The sequence below is a fragment of the Flavobacterium sp. GL_143 genome (genome assembly GCF_057834355.1).
Map to the genome: position 1 here is coordinate 175,028 of NZ_CM174401.1, position 19,772 is coordinate 194,799.

General features: G+C 32.6%; 12 protein-coding genes. 6 read left to right on the forward strand and 6 right to left on the reverse strand.

The window, feature by feature from the left end:
• The first annotated feature begins 49 nt into the window (after positions 1–49).
• Together AC3IPI_RS00760 and AC3IPI_RS00765 are read left to right on the forward strand one after the other, a co-directional pair.
• A complete protein-coding gene (locus AC3IPI_RS00760) occupies positions 50–1,276 on the forward strand; it encodes an NAD(P)/FAD-dependent oxidoreductase (protein ID WP_489156488.1) in 1,227 nt (408 codons plus the stop codon).
• Positions 1,277–1,527: 251 nt separating this feature from the next.
• Positions 1,528–2,037 carry an RrF2 family transcriptional regulator gene (locus AC3IPI_RS00765; protein ID WP_489156490.1) on the forward strand — a complete coding sequence of 170 codons (510 nt, stop codon included), beginning with the start codon at positions 1,528–1,530 and terminating at the stop codon, positions 2,035–2,037.
• Positions 2,038–2,154: 117 nt separating this feature from the next.
• Here the strand turns inward: AC3IPI_RS00765 and AC3IPI_RS00770 are convergent, their stop codons facing one another.
• The 5 genes from AC3IPI_RS00770 to AC3IPI_RS00790 form a co-directional block, all read right to left on the reverse strand.
• Complete coding sequence (locus tag AC3IPI_RS00770) at positions 2,155–2,631, reverse strand: GNAT family N-acetyltransferase (RefSeq protein ID WP_489156492.1); 477 nt, start codon at positions 2,629–2,631, stop codon at positions 2,155–2,157.
• Between the two features lie 200 nt (positions 2,632–2,831).
• Complete coding sequence (locus AC3IPI_RS00775; protein WP_489156494.1) at positions 2,832–3,977, reverse strand: agmatine deiminase family protein; 1,146 nt, start codon at positions 3,975–3,977, stop codon at positions 2,832–2,834.
• 194 nt (positions 3,978–4,171) lie between these two features.
• Positions 4,172–4,900: a LytR/AlgR family response regulator transcription factor gene (locus tag AC3IPI_RS00780; protein ID WP_489156496.1), complete on the reverse strand. Its 729-nt coding sequence runs from the start codon at positions 4,898–4,900 to the stop codon at positions 4,172–4,174.
• Positions 4,878–5,867, reverse strand: a complete 990-nt coding sequence (locus AC3IPI_RS00785) for a sensor histidine kinase (protein WP_489156498.1) — start codon at positions 5,865–5,867, stop codon at positions 4,878–4,880. Before AC3IPI_RS00785 ends, AC3IPI_RS00780 begins: the two co-directional genes overlap by 23 nt.
• A gap of 155 nt (positions 5,868–6,022) precedes the next feature.
• Positions 6,023–7,735 (reverse strand): hypothetical protein, encoded by a 1,713-nt coding sequence (locus AC3IPI_RS00790; protein ID WP_489156500.1) that lies wholly within the window; start codon positions 7,733–7,735, stop codon positions 6,023–6,025.
• A 261-nt stretch (positions 7,736–7,996) separates the two neighbouring features.
• Here AC3IPI_RS00790 and AC3IPI_RS00795 point away from each other — a divergent pair, with 261 nt between their 5' ends.
• The 3 genes from AC3IPI_RS00795 to AC3IPI_RS00805 all read left to right on the forward strand — a co-directional run bounded on the left by AC3IPI_RS00795 (position 7,997) and on the right by AC3IPI_RS00805 (position 10,994).
• Positions 7,997–8,698, forward strand: coding sequence for a S24 family peptidase (locus tag AC3IPI_RS00795; protein ID WP_489156502.1), 702 nt, complete (start codon positions 7,997–7,999; stop codon positions 8,696–8,698).
• Between the two features lie 137 nt (positions 8,699–8,835).
• Complete coding sequence (locus tag AC3IPI_RS00800) at positions 8,836–9,336, forward strand: GNAT family N-acetyltransferase (protein WP_489156504.1); 501 nt, start codon at positions 8,836–8,838, stop codon at positions 9,334–9,336.
• Between the two features lie 131 nt (positions 9,337–9,467).
• Positions 9,468–10,994 (forward strand): ArnT family glycosyltransferase, encoded by a 1,527-nt coding sequence (locus tag AC3IPI_RS00805; protein ID WP_489156506.1) that lies wholly within the window; start codon positions 9,468–9,470, stop codon positions 10,992–10,994.
• Between the two features lie 1,149 nt (positions 10,995–12,143).
• Here AC3IPI_RS00805 and AC3IPI_RS00810 read toward each other — a convergent pair.
• Positions 12,144–12,449: a hypothetical protein gene (locus AC3IPI_RS00810; protein WP_039118743.1), complete on the reverse strand. Its 306-nt coding sequence runs from the start codon at positions 12,447–12,449 to the stop codon at positions 12,144–12,146.
• 338 nt (positions 12,450–12,787) lie between these two features.
• Between AC3IPI_RS00810 and AC3IPI_RS00815 the strand changes: the two genes are divergently transcribed.
• Positions 12,788–19,762, forward strand: a complete 6,975-nt coding sequence (locus AC3IPI_RS00815; protein WP_489156509.1) for a leucine-rich repeat domain-containing protein — start codon at positions 12,788–12,790, stop codon at positions 19,760–19,762.
• Positions 19,763–19,772: the final 10 nt, after the last annotated feature.

Below are 19,772 nucleotides of genomic sequence, written 5' to 3' on the forward strand. Positions count from 1 at the left end.
AATTTGCCTTAATTTGCGACAATTATTATCGTAATTATCTATTATAAAAATGAAAAAACAATTATTAATTATCGGAGGTGGTTTTGCAGGTTTTTGGAGTGCTTTAAGCGCTATACGCCAAAGTCGTGAACTAAAAAAAGAAAATGAATTAGAGGTAACTTTAGTTAATATGGATGCGTATATGACCATTCGCCCAAGATTATACGAAGTTTCTCTGGAAGGTTTAAGGGTCGAATTAAATAAATACTTTAAACCATTAGGTATTAAACTTATTATTGGTAAAGCAGAAATCATAGATCCTGACCAAAAAAAGGTAACAGTAGCAACCGAAAGCGGATCAAGATTGTTGAGCTATGATTATCTAATCTTATCTTCTGGAAGTGTCCTGAAAGCTATAAATATTCCTGGTATTGAAAACACATTTAATGTTGATACTTTTTATGGTGCTCAGAAACTAGAAGATCATTTAACACAATTGGCAAATAAAAAATTTGAAGGCGAAGGAGCTACAACTTTTGTAGTTGCAGGAAGCGGATTAACGGGACTTGAAGTAGCAACTGTGATCAAAGAAAAAGCAAATAAAATTTTAGCCGATCTTGGTCAGGATGCAATTGAATTTGAAGTAGTACTTATCGAAAAGTCAGAGAAAGTAGGGAATTATTATGCTCCTGAAGCTCAAGATTATGTATTAGAGACATTAAAAGCCAAAGATATTACTATTGCAAACGGTGTATATCTGGCCGCAGTAGAAAATAACGGAGCCACATTAAGTGATGGTCGTTTTATAGCTTCGCAAACAGTTATTTCGACTGTTGGATTAGTGGCAAGTTCTCTTTGTAACTTTTTTAAAGGAAAAAAAGATAAACTGGGGCGACTTCATGTAAATGAATATTTAAAATTGGAAGAATATGAAAACGTAATTGCTGCTGGTGATGTTGCTAATATTCCGGTTGACGATAAAGGGAATAGTTCGCTTATGGCTTGTCAGTTTTCTATGTTCCTTGGCAAATGGGCTGGACATAATGCTGTTAACGATTTATTTTCGCAACCGCTTAAACCGTACAGTTATACTGATTATGTAACTTGTTTAGATTTAGGTCAGCAAGACGGAATGCTAACTAGTGGCTGGGATCGCAAACTGGTAGCCAGTGGGATTGAAGGAAAAACTATAAAAATGGAAGTTACTACTAAATTAATCTATCCTGCAGATGATGTTAAAACTGCTTTGGAAGATTCTTATCCTGAAGTTCCGAATGTGAGCCAAAATGCTGTTTAATATAGAAACTAACATTTTTAACACATAGAAACATAGTTTTTGTTTGCTTAAAAAAGGTGTTTCACTTATTTAAAACACACATAGTTATATTATGTAAAAAAAATGCATTTCTTTTTGTCTCCTTTGCCATACATAAAATCTATGTCTCTATGTGTTTAATATTTTTTATGCCCCAAACAAAGCGAACAAACTAAGTAATTACTGCCAACGAATTAAAACTAGATTCTTATGAATTTTATCAAATCGATTATATGCCAACTTTAGGAAAGAATGTAGAATATGCGATACACTCATTGGTGTATTTAATAGATCCTCCAGAAGGGAATACGATTACTGTACGTGATTTGGCAAATTTCCAAAACATATCAGAAACTTATCTCGCTAAGGCTTTTACTAAACTAAAAAAAGCAGGAATTGTACGCTCAAATATAGGTGTAAAAGGTGGTTATAAACTCGCCAGATCTGCCACAGAGATTACATTTCTGGATATAATTCTTGCTGTAGAAGGAGAAATATCTTTTTTTGAATGCAACGAAATCAGAGGTAATTGTGTACTGCTGGACAAGGAAAATCTTCCTTGGAAAAAAGGCAACTTTTGTGCAATACATCTGGCAATGATTGAGACAGAAAACAAGATAAAGGATTCGTTACGAGAAAAAAACCTGCAATGGGTTCATGATACAATTCGTAAACAATACGGACAAGAAATGATTGATAAAACACGAGATTGGTTTCAGACAAATGTCTTTGATTCAAAATAGTTTTTTGCTGAGGTTATGAATACAAAACAAACACGAATTTCACTAATTACCACTAAATTAACCATTAAGGTTTGTGTAAATTAGTGAAATTTGTGTTCAAAATATATAACTAAATCATTATCCAATAACACAGCGCATTGTTGTAGTTAGATTTTTAAAGCCCGCTTTTTCATATGCTTTAACTGCCGATTCATTCTCATAATATACTTCGAGTCTTACCTCTGTTATTCCTTGAGATAAAACCCATTTTTTAAGGTCGTTAAGTATTAGATTACTAACACCTTTTCCTCTAAATTCGGGGCTCACAAACATGAAACCTATATACCCGAATAATTCATGTTTCTGGAAATCTTTTGCCGATCGGATTTGCGCATATCCGCATCCGATAATTTGATTATCGCTTTCGACAACCAGAACTTCCGTCACCTCATCTAATATAAGTTCTTGTATATCATAATAGAATATTTCGCCCTCTCTTAATGTTGGGTCAAACGGACGTTCTGCATTAACAAGATGTTGCAAAAATTCTGAAAGTTTAGGCAAATCGGCATTTGTGGCTCGCCTTGTAGCTATGTTTTTATTATTTATATCCATATTTCAAATATATGCAAAATACTTTTTTGAATGAATTAAAAAGTACGTTACCTGAATAGAATATCATTAAGTTAAGAAGAACATCTTTACACTGATATAAATTAAATTTAAATAAAAAACCTCTCCAAAATGAAACATTTGAAGAGGTTTTGAACTTTCTCCTTTAATGAAGCACTCGTGGTATTTTTAATTCTTTTTTATTATTTCGGTTGTTGCTGTGTTACACAATGCACCATTCCTCCATTTTTGTATAAATTTCGAACATCGATTCCTATAACCTTTCTACCCGGAAACAAACCTGCAATAATATTATTTGCTACAGCATCATTAGGATCATTATAATTTGGCACTAATACTTTTCCGTTGAAGATATAAAAGTTTATATAACATCCTTTATAGCCTAAATTGGTTCCGTTTGTAGTTACTACATCATTTTGAGATAATGGCAAATAAACTTTGGTATATGCCTGATTATTTTTGTTAGAGGCATTATACAATAAATCGATATCACTTTGCTTTAATCCCCAATCCAGCAAATCATCATTACTCATCGTTACCAATTTATTACCAGGAACAAACTTTGCAATTCCATCAATATGCATATCGGTTACATCGTATTTACTAAAACCTCCTTCTAACCAAATAAATTTTGTAGCACCATAATACTTTGTGAAATTAGCTTCTGCTTGAGCTTGTGTCATACCGTAATTTCTGGTCGATCTGTTTTTCTGACTCAAAACAGCACTTTTAGTAGCCATTAATACGCCATTACCATCTAGTTCTACAGCTCCGCCTTCGTTTACCATCGGAACTTTTATTGCTGTCATACCAATTTCTGATGCTATAAAAGATGGGATTGCATCACATTTTTCATAACCAAATTTTTCTCCCCAACCATTAAATCCCCAGTCCTGAAGTACTAACTGACCTGATTGGCTTTTGGCAAAAATAGGACCGTTATCCCTAACCCAAACGTCGTTTGTTTGATGTATTTTAAAATCAACATTAGTTAATGGTATTCCGGCTGTTGCCAAAAGTTTTTCTATTCTTGATTTTTCTGTTGTATCATACGCTATAATATGAACTTTTTCTGTAGACTCTAATGCTTTGGTCATAGCAACCCATGTTGCATCCAGACTATTTCTATAACTTACTCCGTACTCATATTGATGTGGCCATTGTAACCACGTTCCTTCATGAGTCGAAGATTCTTCTGGCATCGTATAAAGAACAGAAGTAAGTGGCTTAGTTGGATCTGGTTTAGATGTTGTCGCATCAAGATCTGCGCTATCGCAAGCCGAAATTATAATTGCAAAAGTCATAGTTAAGATTGCTTTATTGTTCATTTTTTTTGTTTTTTAAATTATTTATACTCTTTGGTATAACTATAATTCCTCTTTTATTTTAGGCAAAAACTATTGACTAATACGGGAAGGGGTTTAATAATTATTCGACAAATAGAATACTTATTAAACCCCTAATTATTTTTTTTCTCCCAAATGGATTGTTTTGGGTACAGAAAGTTTGTTTTGCTTATTTCTTAACCAATTCTCTTACCTAATTTGGCTAGAAATTCTTGTTTGTTTAGTTTACTAATCGGCACTTTATGAGTGCCAATAATGGCTAGATTACCATCTATTAATTCTACCTTATTGAGGTTAACAATAAAGGAACGATGGCAACGATAAAAAGTCTGGTTCGAAAGTTCTTCTTCCATTGTTGACAGAGCAATTAAGGTTGTGTAATTTTTTTTCTCCGTAACAATTTTTACATATTTATGAAGCCCTTCTATGTATAAAATATCTGTCAAGAGAATTTTAATATGCTGATGGCTGGATTTTATAACTATCGATTTATCTACAAAAGTAGCTTCGGTAGCATCTTTGGTATCATTCTCTAAATTCAATAATTCTAATGCTCTGGTTGCTGCTTTATAAAAGCGCTCAAATGTTATTGGTTTTAATAAATAATCTACAATGTTTAATTCATAACCATCCAAAGCAAATTCTGAGTAAGCAGTTGTAAAAATTACTTTTGGCGGATTTTGTAATGACTTTAAAAAATCTATTCCTGATAAATGCTGCATCTGAATATCTAAAAAAACTAAATCAACTTTATGCGTTTTTAAGTATTTGTCTGCTTCTATAGCCGATGAGCATTCGTGTACAACTTCGAGTTCTGGAATTTGCAGCAAATGCGTGCGTATTAATATACGGGCAAGAGTTTCGTCATCGACGATTAAACATTTATATACTGTCTTTGTTTCCATAAAAACTTAGGCTTACTTTATATATCGAATTGTTATCTTCAACTTTTAATTCATATTCATTCCCAAACAAATTTTTAAGCTGAGACTCTAAATTCTGCAATCCAATTCCTTGATTATTTGATTTAAACTGAAATGAATTTGCAATCGAGAATTCAATCTTATTCTGGATCGTTTTTAAATCTATTGTAACAAATCCATTTTTACTTTCAATAATATCACCGTGTTTAAACGCATTTTCTATAAGTGTAATGAGTAACAATGGTGGTACTTCTTCTACCGAATTGTCGTCGGAAACATTAAACGTGATATTATCCATCCCTTCTATCTGGCGATATTTTTGAATCTGAATATACTTATTGATTATCTCAATTTCTGATGTTAAAGACGTTTGTTTTTTGCTGCCTTCGTAAAGAAAATAACGAAGTATATCTGCCAGAGTAGCAAGCATTTTGGGTGCATTATCACTTTTTATTACGGTTAATGCATAAATATTATTGAGCGCATTAAAAAGAAAATGTGGGCTAATTTGAGATTTTAGCAGCATCATTTCCGTTTGTAATTTTTCGTTTTCTAATTGTAATCGCAACTGTTTCTCGGTAAAATATTTATTAAAAACCCAAACGATATAGGAGATAAAAATATAAAGCGAATGGTTTAAAAGAAAAGATGTAAAAGACTTTAGTAAATCATCATCGTACAAAATAACATTTAAACCCGTAAAGTAATAAATAGAGAAACTAAGACTTAATAAGACAACTAGAGATGCTATATAGGCTATTTTCCCTTTTTTGTTTAAAACAAACGGAAGTAAAACCAATAGATTAATATAAAATTCTATACCAAAAAATATAACTTCAAGAGAAGAGTACAAAACACTTTCTTTGAAATTGTAAAAAGAGGCTATATAATCAAATACATATAAAAAGATAAATACCCAAAAAAGAATATGGTAGTAAATTTTATTCATTTGACTTTAAATTTTATACAAAGTAATTAATTTAGAAGATACATTGGCAGTAAACGAGTAATTGTTTTTTTTATTGGTTAAACCAAAAAAATCTCATAAACCAATGATACCTATTGCTACAATTAATTTCAATGCATAAAAAATTTCGCCTAGCGTTACGTTGACAAATCCGAACGATTCTCTAGTCTTTCAAATTCTTTTTCGGCTATTTCTTTTGCCATCATAAAGAATTTAATACACTTTTCTTCTAGAATATTTCCATCTTCGATAGTTACACTTTGCACATCTTTAGATCCTGACATTTCAGAATTTGCAATCATCAGCTGATGGATTGCTGTTTCTTTTTCATCAGTAAAATCAAAAGGAAACTCAATTTCTTCTATGTAATTCAATAAAGAAAATAAATAATTCATAGAAAACTTACCCGAGTGATATCCCAGAAACAAGTAAATGAGTCCTCCTGCTATTTGTTCAACAGCTTTATGATGGAGTATATTTTTTATAAAAGTCGAATCTTCTATAAAACAATTTTGAGCAAGGCTAAGGAACTGTTGAGCAAGCAACATACGGTTTTCAAAATATTTCTTTGAAAAATCTGTATCTCTTTCCACCTCAAAAACATTAGAATAAACAAGATATAAAGGATTATTATAAATCAAGAGTCCGTTTGCTATAATAGTATCTAAGAAATATTTCTTGTTTTGGCTTTTCTTACGCAAGTAACTAGCACTATGATTAAGGATGGTTACTTTATACTTATTCCCAAATTTCTCCGTAATCTGAGTTTGCAGCAACTCTATCACATTCTCTATATGTTCCAGGTTAAGAACCAACAAATAAAAATGATAATCAGGAAGTTCATTACTATAATTCTTATTTTTATCTATTAATTCCTGATTATGATTTGTTGTATATCCAAAACAATATATTGATCTTGTTTTAAGGGATTCTACAATTACAGCACTTATCTGGGAGAATGCCTCATCCATAATATAATTAGGCTGGATTCTTCCATTAAAAATCGATTCCCCTAAAAAAGATTGATTATTCAGTTCTCTTACTTTTTGTTTACACGATTTTACGTATTCAATAAAGAGTCTGTTAATTTCTCTCTGCATTAATTCGATTTTTCCTTTGGCTTTATCAATTAATGCAGCATCAATATCGACCATATCACGGTTTTGCTGTATGCTATTGTAAGCGGCATTAAGCATTACCAAAATCTCTTTATCTTCTTGGTTTTCTTTATTAAGTATGGTTTTAAATGTAGGTGCAAAATCTATTATATAATCATAATGCATTAATAAACACGTAGAACTAATAAATTCTGGCATAAGAAACTCTGAAGCACAGATATAAATATAACGCAAGGTTTGATGCAATGCAAAGGCTGCTTCTACCCGCTTATTGTTTCTGGTATAAATAGAAACATTACGAAAAATTACAACCGCAGCTTCAATGTCTATATCAAATCGTTTTTTGGCTCTTTTAGACAATTGTTTAGAAGTGTCTGTACGTGGATAGAATACTTTAGAATCTGGCTCAAAATAAACCAATTCTTTAAAAGTACAATGTTGTATAAAAAACAATTTTCCTTTTTTAAATCCATAATCTACCCAATTAGAATTAATGAATTTAAAGACAAAATCAGGATATAATTTTATGAATTTATGAGTTGTTTCATTTAATGCATCTCCGTCCTGACTACAATTTTCTTTCAGGACAAATGTTATAATAACTACATTATTGCTAGCACTATAGGATACATAAACTGCTCCTGCTTCGATAAAATGAAGCAAATCTTTAATTACTTTTTCCAATCGCTCACGATGGGGATTACTTTGTGCTATTTTAATCGGATAATCCATAATTTACTTTTACTTGTTAAAACATCCCCTATTTTGTAGCTACTAATCTTGCCCTTATAACCACCTAAACACTCCTGAATACTAAAGACTTTCGCCTCATTTCTTGTACAAGCTGCTAATGATACGTGAGTCATAAGCATACTTCTTCTTTTTTTTTGTACGTTTGTCTTTTAGTTAATCTTTTTCTTATAATGTTACAAATATATAGAGTATATCCTACATATTATAATAAATTGAGTAAATAATCTATAAATATATACAATGATTATCGACAGAATCCTACAACTTATTAAATATAAAGGAATTAACAAAAGAAAATTCTATATCGAAACTGGTCTTTCTAATGGTTTTTTAGATAAGGTTAGAGATATTGGTGTATCAAAAATAGAGCATATACTCAATGTCTATCCAGATATTAGTGCCGAATGGCTTTTAATGGGAAGAGGAAACATGATTTTAAAGCCAATTGGTTTTGAAGACGAGTCTGATTTAGGAAATAATTTACTTCAGGAACCAAATTCTGTTTATAATAAAACTGCACAAAATAAAGTGCCTTTATACGATATCCAGGATTCTGCTGGAATTGTTTCTTTGTTTAAAGATGCCAACCAAGACCCAATAGATTTTATTTCGATTCCTGGTTTACCAAAATGCGATGGTGCTATTTATGTAAATGGTGATAGTATGTATCCTCTTTTAAAAAGTGGAGATATTATTGTGTACAAAAAAGTAAATAACATTCCAGAGAATATTTTTTGGGGCGAAATGTATTTGGTTTCTTTAATAACCGATGATTCTGAAGAATTTGTAATGATTAAAAAAGTCCAAAAATCGGATAAAGGCGAAGATTGGATACAATTAGTAAGCGAAAATCCTCAGCATCAAGCTAAAGATATTCACTTTAAAAACGTTAAAGGATTAGCGTTACTAAAGGCAACAATTAGAATAAACGCTACACATTAAATACAATACATAATCATTTTATATCATAAACAAAGCTTCGGAGAAATCCGGAGCTTTTGCATTTTACAGCTTTCCTATTTAAGTCTACCTCAAAATAAATTATATATTAGCTAAACCAAACAATAAAAAAATGTAAAATGAAATTACCTCCTTACAATAGTTTTGCAAACGTTATTGGCGATAAAATCTCTTTGCGCCAAATACTGCCTTCTGATCTTAACGACATCATCGAAATTTCGTATTATGATGCTGTTCAAGCAAAAACACTAGAGCAAGCAGCAGAAATGCAAGCTAAAATCGATAAAGATTATACTGATGGCAACTCTATACATTGGGGTATTGCAGATAATACAACCAATAAAATTGTTGGAACTTGTGGCTACTATCGCGGACTAGACATTGGAGCCGGAGAACTTGGTTGTGTTTTATTGCCTCAATATCGTGGACAAGGTTTTATGACTTTGGCAATGACTCTGGCCATAGAATTTGGAAATAATCATATAGGATTAAACCGTATTTGGGCCGAAACATCTCAGGAAAACCAAAACGCAATAAAACTTCTTGAGCGTCTTAACTTCATTAAAATTGGTAATCTGGAAGACAACCATATCGAATACGAATTAAAACAAAATGCATAAATAAAAAAAATTTTAGAGAATCTAGAACTTTATAAGTTCTCGTATTTTCATCTTGGTCTAAAATTAAAATAAATTATATATTAGCTAAAGAATTAATACAAACCATTTTAGCTATTTAGACCACGAACCCCATGACTAAGAAAACCATAATCTTACTCGGATTTATTATTTTAAAGTTTGCTTTACAATACATATTAATAAGTCCGGAATATGATTTGCAACGTGATGAATACCTACATCTCGACCAGGCAAATCATCTCGCTTGGGGATATTTATCGGTTCCTCCTGTAACATCCTGGATTTCTTATATCATCCTGTTACTCGGAAATTCTGTTTTCTGGGTAAAATTCTTCCCAGCTCTTTTTGGTGTTTTAACACTTTTAATCGTCTGGAAAACTATCGAAAAGCTCAACGGAAATTTATATGCTTTAATTCTCGGTGCAACTTGCATTATATTTTCGTCATTACTGCGAATAAACATTCTTTATCAGCCCAACTCTCTCGACGTATTATGTTGGACAGGATTTTATTATATCCTAATACAATACGTTACAACCGAAAAACCTAAATGGCTTTATATAGGAGCAATTGCATTTGCCTTTGGATTCCTCAACAAATACAATATTCTTTTCCTACTTATAGGTTTACTTCCTGCCTTAATACTATCTAAACAAAGAAAAATATTTACAGAAAAAAAGCTCTATATCGCCTTACTTTTAGGTTTAGTATTGATTCTTCCAAATCTTTTATGGCAATACAACAACCATTTTCCGGTTGTTCACCACATGAAGGAACTCGCCGAAACACAATTGATAAATATGGATCGCGTAGAATTTTTAAAAAAGCAATTCCTTTATTTTATAGGTTCTTCTCTTGTAATTCTCTCCGCTTTATATGCGTTATTATTTTATAAACCTTTCGAGAAATATAGATTCTTTTTCAGCTCACTTATCTTTACAATAATCGTTTTTCTATACTTTAAAGCCAAAGCTTATTACGCAATTGGACTGTATCCTATTTACATTGCTTTTGGCGCTGTTTATCTTTCACAAATTTTAAACTCGGGTAAGAAACGTTATTTACAGCCTGTATTTGTAATCATTCCGTTGTTGTTGTTTATCCCTATGTACAACTTGTCTTTTCCTAATAAAAGTCCTGAATACATCATAAAGCATCCCGAAGGCTACAAAAAACTAGGCATGCTTAAATGGGAAGATGGCAAAGATCATAATTTACCTCAGGATTACGCCGATATGCTTGGTTGGAAAGAACTTGCCCGCAAAACCGATTCGGTTTATGCAACTATTCCAAATCCAGAGAAAAAGAAAACCCTCGTTCTTTGTGACAATTATGGACAGGCAGGAGCTATTAATTATTATACTAAACAAGGAATAAAAGCCGTCTCTTTTAATGCCGATTATATTAACTGGTTTAATCTTGATATACAATACAACAACTTAATACGAGTTAAGGAATACCATGAAAATGATGATGAAATGGCAGAAACTGGTCCATACTTTCAGACTGCTATAATAGCCGATTCTATCACAAATAAAAATGCCCGAGAATACAAAACAACCATTTTTGTATTTACAGGTGCCAAGATTGATATTAATAAAAGAATTGTTGAGGAAATTTTAAAGTCTAAAAGGTTCTGAGGTTCTGAGATGCAAAGGGACAAAGGTTTCTCAGTTTGTGTGTAGAAAGGTTTTGAAAAAGGTTTTGAAAAAAGGTTCAAAGGCACAAAGATACTGAGGTACTAAGGTTTGGATTGAACATAAAATGCAATTTTGTGATTTGATGCAAGGAAAACTCAGATAATATAAATCAAACTAATAGCTCGACAACGGATTCGAGCCACAAATAACATGCTATAAACATAGCCAACGGTTTCAACCGTTGGAACGCAATGAATTATCGCAATCTGTATCACACGGTTGAAACCGTGGGCTATGATAAAATTGAATAGAATTTAATAAATTAGAGTTCTTTGGCACATGAAATCAAGTTCCTTGTCCCCTTGAATTAAAACTTTAAAATAATATTTGGCTTTGATTGTCGAGCTACTTATGTGTTCTTCTCCCGAAGCTTCGGGACGCTCAGAATGACAAGATTGCGAATACTTAAAACCTTAATGCCTCAGAACCTTTGAACCTCAAAAAGAAAAAATGCGAAACAACCCAAACTCCGTAATATCCAAACTTAGCTCTAACCCAAAAAATATATTCCTTTTGGATAGTATTGGTGCATTTTTAACTGCTTTCTTATTGGGATTTGTCTTGATAAGATTTCAATATAGTTTCGGAATGCCTCAAGAAACGCTTTATATTTTATCGGCTATAGCGTTTATTTTCGCAACATACTCTTTGTGTTGTTATTTGTTTGTTTCTAACAAATGGCGCTTTTATCTAAATATAATCATGATTGCTAATGCTTTATATTGTTGCCTTACAACGGGACTTATAATTTACCATTTCCATAAACTAACCCTTTTAGGTATAATTTATTTTATACTCGAAATAATTATTATTGTTTTCTTAGTTTACTTAGAAGGTTCAAAGGGTTTAAAAAAGGCACTAAGGTTCTGAGGTACTAAGATGCTAAGTTTTTGGATTGAACATAAAAAAACGCAATACTATCTCTCATGATAATATTGCGTTTTTTACTCATAATGAAGGCTTTAACCTCTTTACAGACAAACTAAGAGCCTCTGAACCTTGCTACTCTGAACCTCATTATAGACAAACTGAGAAGCCTCTGTCCCTTTGAACCTTAGTGCCTCAGAACCTAAAAAGGAAACCTTCCTCCTAAGCCATAAACAAGGCATGCTTATTATAGTTATACAATACTAAATCGTATGGTACTAAGTTTGGCAATACTTTTTCAGAATTGGGATCAAACTTTATATTATTTGCTTTGCGGAATAAGTAAATATCTTTTAAACAATTAGATAAACTCTGATGTATCATTGATGAAGTTATAGGCAGTTTATTATCTCCTACCAATAAATCGATTTGATAATTAGAACTAGATTTAGAAAGATTATTACCAATTATTCTTATTTCGAATGTTGTCGGTTTCCCATTATGTTCTCCTTGATATTGTACTTTCATAGTTTTATCGGTTTAAATTAAATACAACTTTGTTACTATTGTTTTTTATGTAATCGTTTGTAAAAATAAATTTAGTAATAAAATCTTTTTAATTCGTGATTTTTTTTAAAATATTTTCTAGAAATCACCTCTTCTCTCCACCCTTGTATTTACTCGGATTCGAGCTAAATATTATTATCAAATTCTTACTTTTTGAACTAACAAATAAGAATATCACACGTATTTTCTTAAATAAATAATTTAGTCAATTTTTTACATAGATATTTTTCCTACTTTTGGCAATTATTACCTAACGACTAAAAATAACGCCAATCAACTGACCTTTAAACCCTTGAGTTATGGAAAAAAAACTACTCATTAGACTAATATTCCTCCTTATTAGTTCCCAAATTTTTGCATTCCAAACCCCAACAAACATTCCAATTCCTGATACAGAATACCAAGCTTTGGTCGATTTTTACAAAGCTACCGGTGAGTCCAACTGGAATAATAAATGGAATACCAAAGAAAATAATCTTCACGAAGTTGCCTGGTATGGTGTAACCGTAGAAAACGGACACGTAACAGCAATTAACCTCAACAATACAAGTAACATTGTTGGAAAAATCCCAGTATCTTTTGGGAATTTAAAATTCCTAAAAAGCCTTTCCCTTTACGGCGCAAGTTACAGCAAAGACTTAAGCACAACCGATCTGGGAGTTCTATCAGAATTAGAAGCGCTAGAAACTCTCGACCTAAGAAATTGTAACATAAAAGGTAGTATTCCTGCTTCATGGAATAAGCTAAAAAAATTAAAAACTTTATATCTAAGCAACAACGCCATCACTTCTTTACCTAAAGAAATTGGAGAGATGGAAAGCTTAATAACTTTAGAATTATCTACCAACCAGATAACTGTCTTAACAAAAGAATTAGAAAACCTTACTGCCTTAAAAACAGTAAACCTTGCCAGCAATAAAGTATCAACTATCGACGCTTTATTAAAAAGTACCGTTAGCTTAGAATTAAATTCCCAAACTCTTAGCATTGATAAATTGCAATATGAGGGAGTTGATTTAAAAATTAGTAATCTCCCAAATGTTGTTCTTTACAACAGAACCAAAAATGATTTCTCGGCCAGAAGACCAATAGGAATTTATGTCCGCGGGAGTCAGGTAGGAACAAATATAACTGTTGCCGAAGATGGCAGCCTTACGATTCCATCGGCTTATCTCGCTACATTAAAAAATGGAGATGAAGTATATCTGCGTCAGCAATATGATGGAACTTCTGGAGCGGCATATTACAGTAATATTTATTTCACTACTGTAAAAGTAAACCAACCCGGAATACCAAATATAGAATATCAGGCATTGGTCGATTTTTACAATGCCATGAATGGTAGCAAATGGAATAATAAATGGGACATTAACGAAAACAACCTTAATGAAGGTGCATGGAATGGTCTAAGTATAGAAAACGGACATGTAACGGGAATTAACCTCAACAATACCAACAATATATCGGGAGCAATACCGGCTTCTTTTGGAAACTTAAAATATCTAAAAAGCTTTTCTCTATATGGAGGAAACTACGGCAAAGATTTAAATACTACAGATTTGAGTTCTCTATCAGAACTGGAATCTCTAGAAACTCTTGATCTAAGATATACCAAGCTAAAAGGGAATATCCCAGCTTCATGGAGTAAACTAAAAAAATTAAAAACATTGTATTTAAGCAACAATACAATTACCGGATTACCGGATGAACTAGGAGAAATAGAAAATCTGGTAACCTTGGATTTATCTTCCAACCTGATAAAAACAATTCCTGTTTCTATAGGTAATCTCTCTTATTTAGTAACGCTAAACTTAGCCAGTAATCAGATAGAAGTTCTTATAAAAGAATTTGAAGGTTTAAATGCTTTAAAAACCTTAGATCTTTCAAGCAACAAAATTTCGAATATTGTAGCCTTGCTAAAAAGTACGGTAAGCTTAGAGCTAAATTCTCAATCTGTAAGCCTGGAGAACTTTTTGTACAGTGGTACCGATGTAAAAATCGATAACATACCGAATATAGTTACCTATAATAAATCTAAAAATGATTTTTCGGGCAGAAGACAAATTGGTGTTTACATACGAGGCAGTCAGGTAGGAGCAAATATTGCAATGGCAGAAGATGCCAGCCTAACTATTCCAGCAAGTTATCTCGCAACCTTAAAAACAGGCGATCAGGTATATTTACGTCAACAATATGATGGAACGCTTAGTGCGGCTTATTATACCAACATCTTTTTTACTAATGTAAAAGTTGACCAACCACAAATACCCGATTTAGAATATCAGGCTTTAGTAGATTTTTATAATACTATGGGCGGAACACAATGGAATAATAAATGGGATATAACTCAGAACAATCTTCACGAAGGTGCATGGTATGGTGTGGGTATCGAAAATGGACATATTACAAGCCTTAACCTTAACAATAATAGTAATGTTGCGGGAGCAATACCAGCTTCTTTTAAAAATTTAAAATATCTAAAAAGTCTTTCTCTTTATGGAGGAAGTTATACTAAAGATTTAAGCACAACCGATTTAGGAATCTTATCTGACTTTGAATTTCTGGAAACTTTAGATTTAAGATATTCAAAATTAAAAGGAGATATTCCTGCTTCATGGGGTAAATTAAAAAAACTAAAATCATTGTATTTAAGTTACAATGCAATTACAGGATTGCCAGAAGAGTTTGGCACAATGGAAAGTCTGGTAACGATAGACTTATCATCCAACCAGATAAAAACTATCCCAGTATCAATAGGCAACCTCTTAAATCTTGTAACCTTAAACCTGGCAAGTAACCAAATAGAAGTACTTATAAAAGAATTCGAAAATCTGAATGCGTTAAAAACACTAGATCTTTCAAGCAATAAAATATCCAATATTGTAGCGTTGCTAAAAAGTACTGTAAGCCTCGAGCTAAATTCACAAACCGTAAACATAGAGAATTTCTTGTACGAAGGAACCGATGTAAAAGTGGACAATTTCCCGAATGTAGTTACTTACAATAAATCTAAAAATGATTTCTCAGGTCGAAGACAAATTGGCGTTTACATACGCGGTAGTCAGGTAGGAGCAAATTTAACTATGGCGCCAGATGCCAGCCTGACGATTCCTGTAAGCTATCTCGCTACACTAAAAACCGGAGATCAATTATACCTGCGTCAGCAATACGACGGAACACTAAGTGCAGCATATTATACCAACATCTTTTTTACTAATGTAAAGGTTAATCAACCAAAAATACCCGATGCCGAATACGAAGCTTTGGTAGATTTTTATACCGTAATGGGCGGCAATAAATGGACCAATAAATGGGACACTAGCCTGAACAACCTTCATGAAGGAGCATGGTACGGTGTGAGTATCGAAAACGGACATATAACAGGTCTTAACCTTAATAATAACAATTACGTTGCGGGATCAATTCCTGCTTCTTTTGGAAATTTAAAATTCCTAAAAAATCTTTCTCTTTATGGAGGAAGTTACCCCAAAGATTTAAGCACTACCGATTTAAGTGTTTTATCTGAGTTAGAATCTCTAGAAACTTTAGACTTAAGATATAGCAAATTAAAAGGAGACATACCTGCTTCATGGAGCAAGCTTAAGAAACTAAAATCATTGTATTTAAGTAGCAATGCAATTACAGGATTGCCAGAAGATTTGGGCGCAATGACAAGTCTTGTTACAATGGATTTATCTGTTAATCAGTTAAAAACTATCCCTGCATCAATAGGTTCTCTTGCCAATTTAACAACTATAAACCTAAATAGCAATCAGATAGAAGTTCTTATAAAAGAATTAGAAAACCTAAATGCATTAACATCTTTAGATCTTTCTAGCAATAAAGTAGGTACTATTCAGGGATTATTAAAAACTTCTGTAGCTCTGGAATTAAACTCACAAACTCTTAGTATAGAAAACTTTCTGTATGAAGGAACCGATGTAAAGATTAGTAATTTACCTAATACCGTTCTTTATAACAGACCTATTAATGATTTTTCGGCAAAAAGACAATTCATAGTATACGTGCGTGGTACTCAGGTAGGAACTAACCTAACCGTTGCGCAAGATGCAAGCTTAACCATTCCTGCAACTTATCTGGCAACACTAAAAACAGGAGATCAGCTATATCTGCGTCAGCAATATGATGGAGCTTCGGGTGCAGCTTATTATAGTAATATTTATTTCACTAATGTAAAAGTAGATCAGCCTAAGATTCCAGATGTAGAATATCAAGCTTTGGTTGATTTTTATAATGCAATGGGAGGCAGTAAATGGACTAATAAATGGGACACTAGCCTAAATAATTTGCATGAAGGTCCCTGGTATGGTGTAAGTATACAAAACGGACATATTACTGGTATTAACCTCAACAATAATAGCAACGTTGCAGGAGCAATACCTGCTTCTTTTGGGAATTTAAAATTCCTAAAAAACCTTTCTTTGTATGGAGGAAACTACACAAAAGATTTAAGCACCACCGATTTAGCAATCTTTTCTGAGTTGGAATCTCTAGAATCTTTAGATTTAAGATATTGCAAATTAAAAGGTGTTATTCCTTCTTCATGGGGGAAATTAAAAGCATTTAAAACACTTACTCTAAGTTATAATAATATCGAAAATGCAGACGAAGCATTAGCTAGTTTGCCTTTACTAAAAACAGTTGATTTTACATATCAAACCATCGCTATCCCAACTATCGAAGTAGGTGCAAATGAATTGGTGATAAACCTGCCAACACTTAGCACTTTTATTTTTAACGCTGATGGAGGAAGTATTAACAACAAAAATTATTTTACGCTTTTCATCAATGGCGTAAATAAAGTATCGAATTATTCTAATAAAGAAGGCAACTTAATCTTTAAGGATATAGCATTACTGAGCATAAAACTAACCGACAAAATTTCGATTACACAAAACGACGGAACTGCTCAGGGAACAACGATCAACTATAATAAAGTGACTTTTGGAAAACCATTGGCAGAGGAAGAATTTGAAATTCTAAAAAAATTCTATGCTAGTACTAATGGAGCACAATGGACTCAAAAATGGGATACTTCACAAAACAAACTTCATGAAGTAAGTTGGTATGGTGTAGGCACAAAAGAAGGTCATGTTGTTTCAATAAGTTTATCAGGAAATAATCTGTCAGGAACACTTCCTGAAGAATTATCTGGTTTAACCTATCTGGAAACCCTAAACCTGCAATCGAATGTTATTGAAGGAAATATTCCAACAACTATTGGGCAACTCACAAATTTAAAAACCCTGAACTTACAAGCAAATAAACTAGGAGGAACAATACCAGTACTTTCTGGAATATCAGGGTTAAAAAAATTATCTATAGCAGCCAACCTGTTTAAAGGAACTATCCCGGCACAATTCAATCAATTCCAGAATATAGAACAGCTGGATTTATCTAATAATGGTTTTGATACTCTGGAAACAGCTTTTACCTATGATCTGAGTAAAGTATATGTAAACCTAAGAGGACAAACAATTGTAAAAGAGGAATTCCTGTATTTAAAAGGAGACGAAATTAGTGTAGTCCTACCTCCTATCACTACCTATAACGAAACTAATCCAGAGCAAGAAGGAAAGTATTTATTTGCCTTACAAGCAAATAACTTTAAAATATCTGAGGCAACACCAGAAGGCAATATTCTTGTATTCCCGAGCGTATCTATTGCAGATGTTCCTGCGGGAGCAAAAATTACTATCTGGCAAAGAACAGGTGCTTCTCAGGGTACTTACTTGCAATATAAAGGAATTGCCGACGGATCTGAAACACCTCTTTTAGCAGAAGAATTTGATGCCTTGGTTGCATTTTTCCAAAAAGCCGGAGGTGCAAACTGGAAAATACCTTGGGATATATCTACAAATAATCTTCATGAAAAAAGATGGAAAGGAGTTACAACCAATGATGGACACGTTGTAGCAATTAACCTAACCGATAATAACTTAATTGGAGATATAAGTGCCGAGTTAGGCAAATTTGTAGAGCTACAAAGCCTTAACCTAACCCGTAATAAATTAACAGGCAGTATTCCAGACGAGTTATCAAGATTAACCAAACTTAAAACAATCGACCTTTCGGAGAATGAACTTACAGAAACAAATGCTGTATTTCCGTCCAACGTGAATTTTAAAATTGACCGTCAAAAAATTAATTTAGGCGCATTACCGCTAACAGTAAATACAGTAATAAAAGACAAGAAGATAAATCGTTACGACCATACCAATCAGTTATTCAGTCCAAGTCAATCGTATAATATGACGCTAAAAGACAATTACCAAATGGTAACAGTTCCTGAAGATGGTATTAAGCTAATGAATATAATGAGCGAATGGAATATCCCTAACAACCAAACTCTTGAGCTTAGACAAATAGCCGGATCAGCTAGAAATAGTATCCTTACTTATACATTAACCTATCGTGAGGGAGACAGCAATCTGGATGGTATTGTAAATATATTAGACATCCAATCTTCTTTAAATTATACTCTGAGCCAAAAACCAAAATATTTTAATTATGCTGCAGCCGATATTAATAAGGATAAGAATTTAAATCTGTTAGATATTATTCTTCTGATAAATAAAATACAGGATGGAGTACAAGAAAACGTACAACAAGCTGCTAAACGTTTTGCCTTAACAAATGATCAGAATACAGTTTTAAGCATTGAAAATGATATTATATACCTCGATAGTCAAGCAACAGCTACAGCAGCATTTGACATTCGTTTAAAAGGAATAAGCAAAGAACAAGTATCAGATTTACTTTCTGCCAAAGGATATACAGTATCTATTGCAGAGAATAAAGAAGAAACAAGTGTTGTCGGATTTTCTATAGACAAAACATTATCGGGTAAGGTGGCTATTGCCAAAGTAGCTCCTAAAACGACTATTGTTTCTGCCGTAATATCCGATGATAATGCAAACGAAGTTCCTTATAAAATTGTAAACGGAACACTAGGAATAGATGATATCGATGTTAATTCTGGAAAAGATATTGTTATGAACTTCCCTAACCCTTTTAGAGAACAAACAACAATAAAATATCATTTACTAGAAAATGCAACTAAGGTAACGCTGAAAGTCTACAATATGCAAGGGCAAATTGTTCGACTACAATCAGATTTAGAAACCTCAGAAGGGAAACATGAAGCGGTCTTTTTACAAAAAGAACTTGCTGCAGGAGTATATTTTTATACTCTGGAAGTACAAGCTTCAAACAGCCCAAAAATATTTAAAGGAAAAATGTTAATACAATAAATTTATTAAA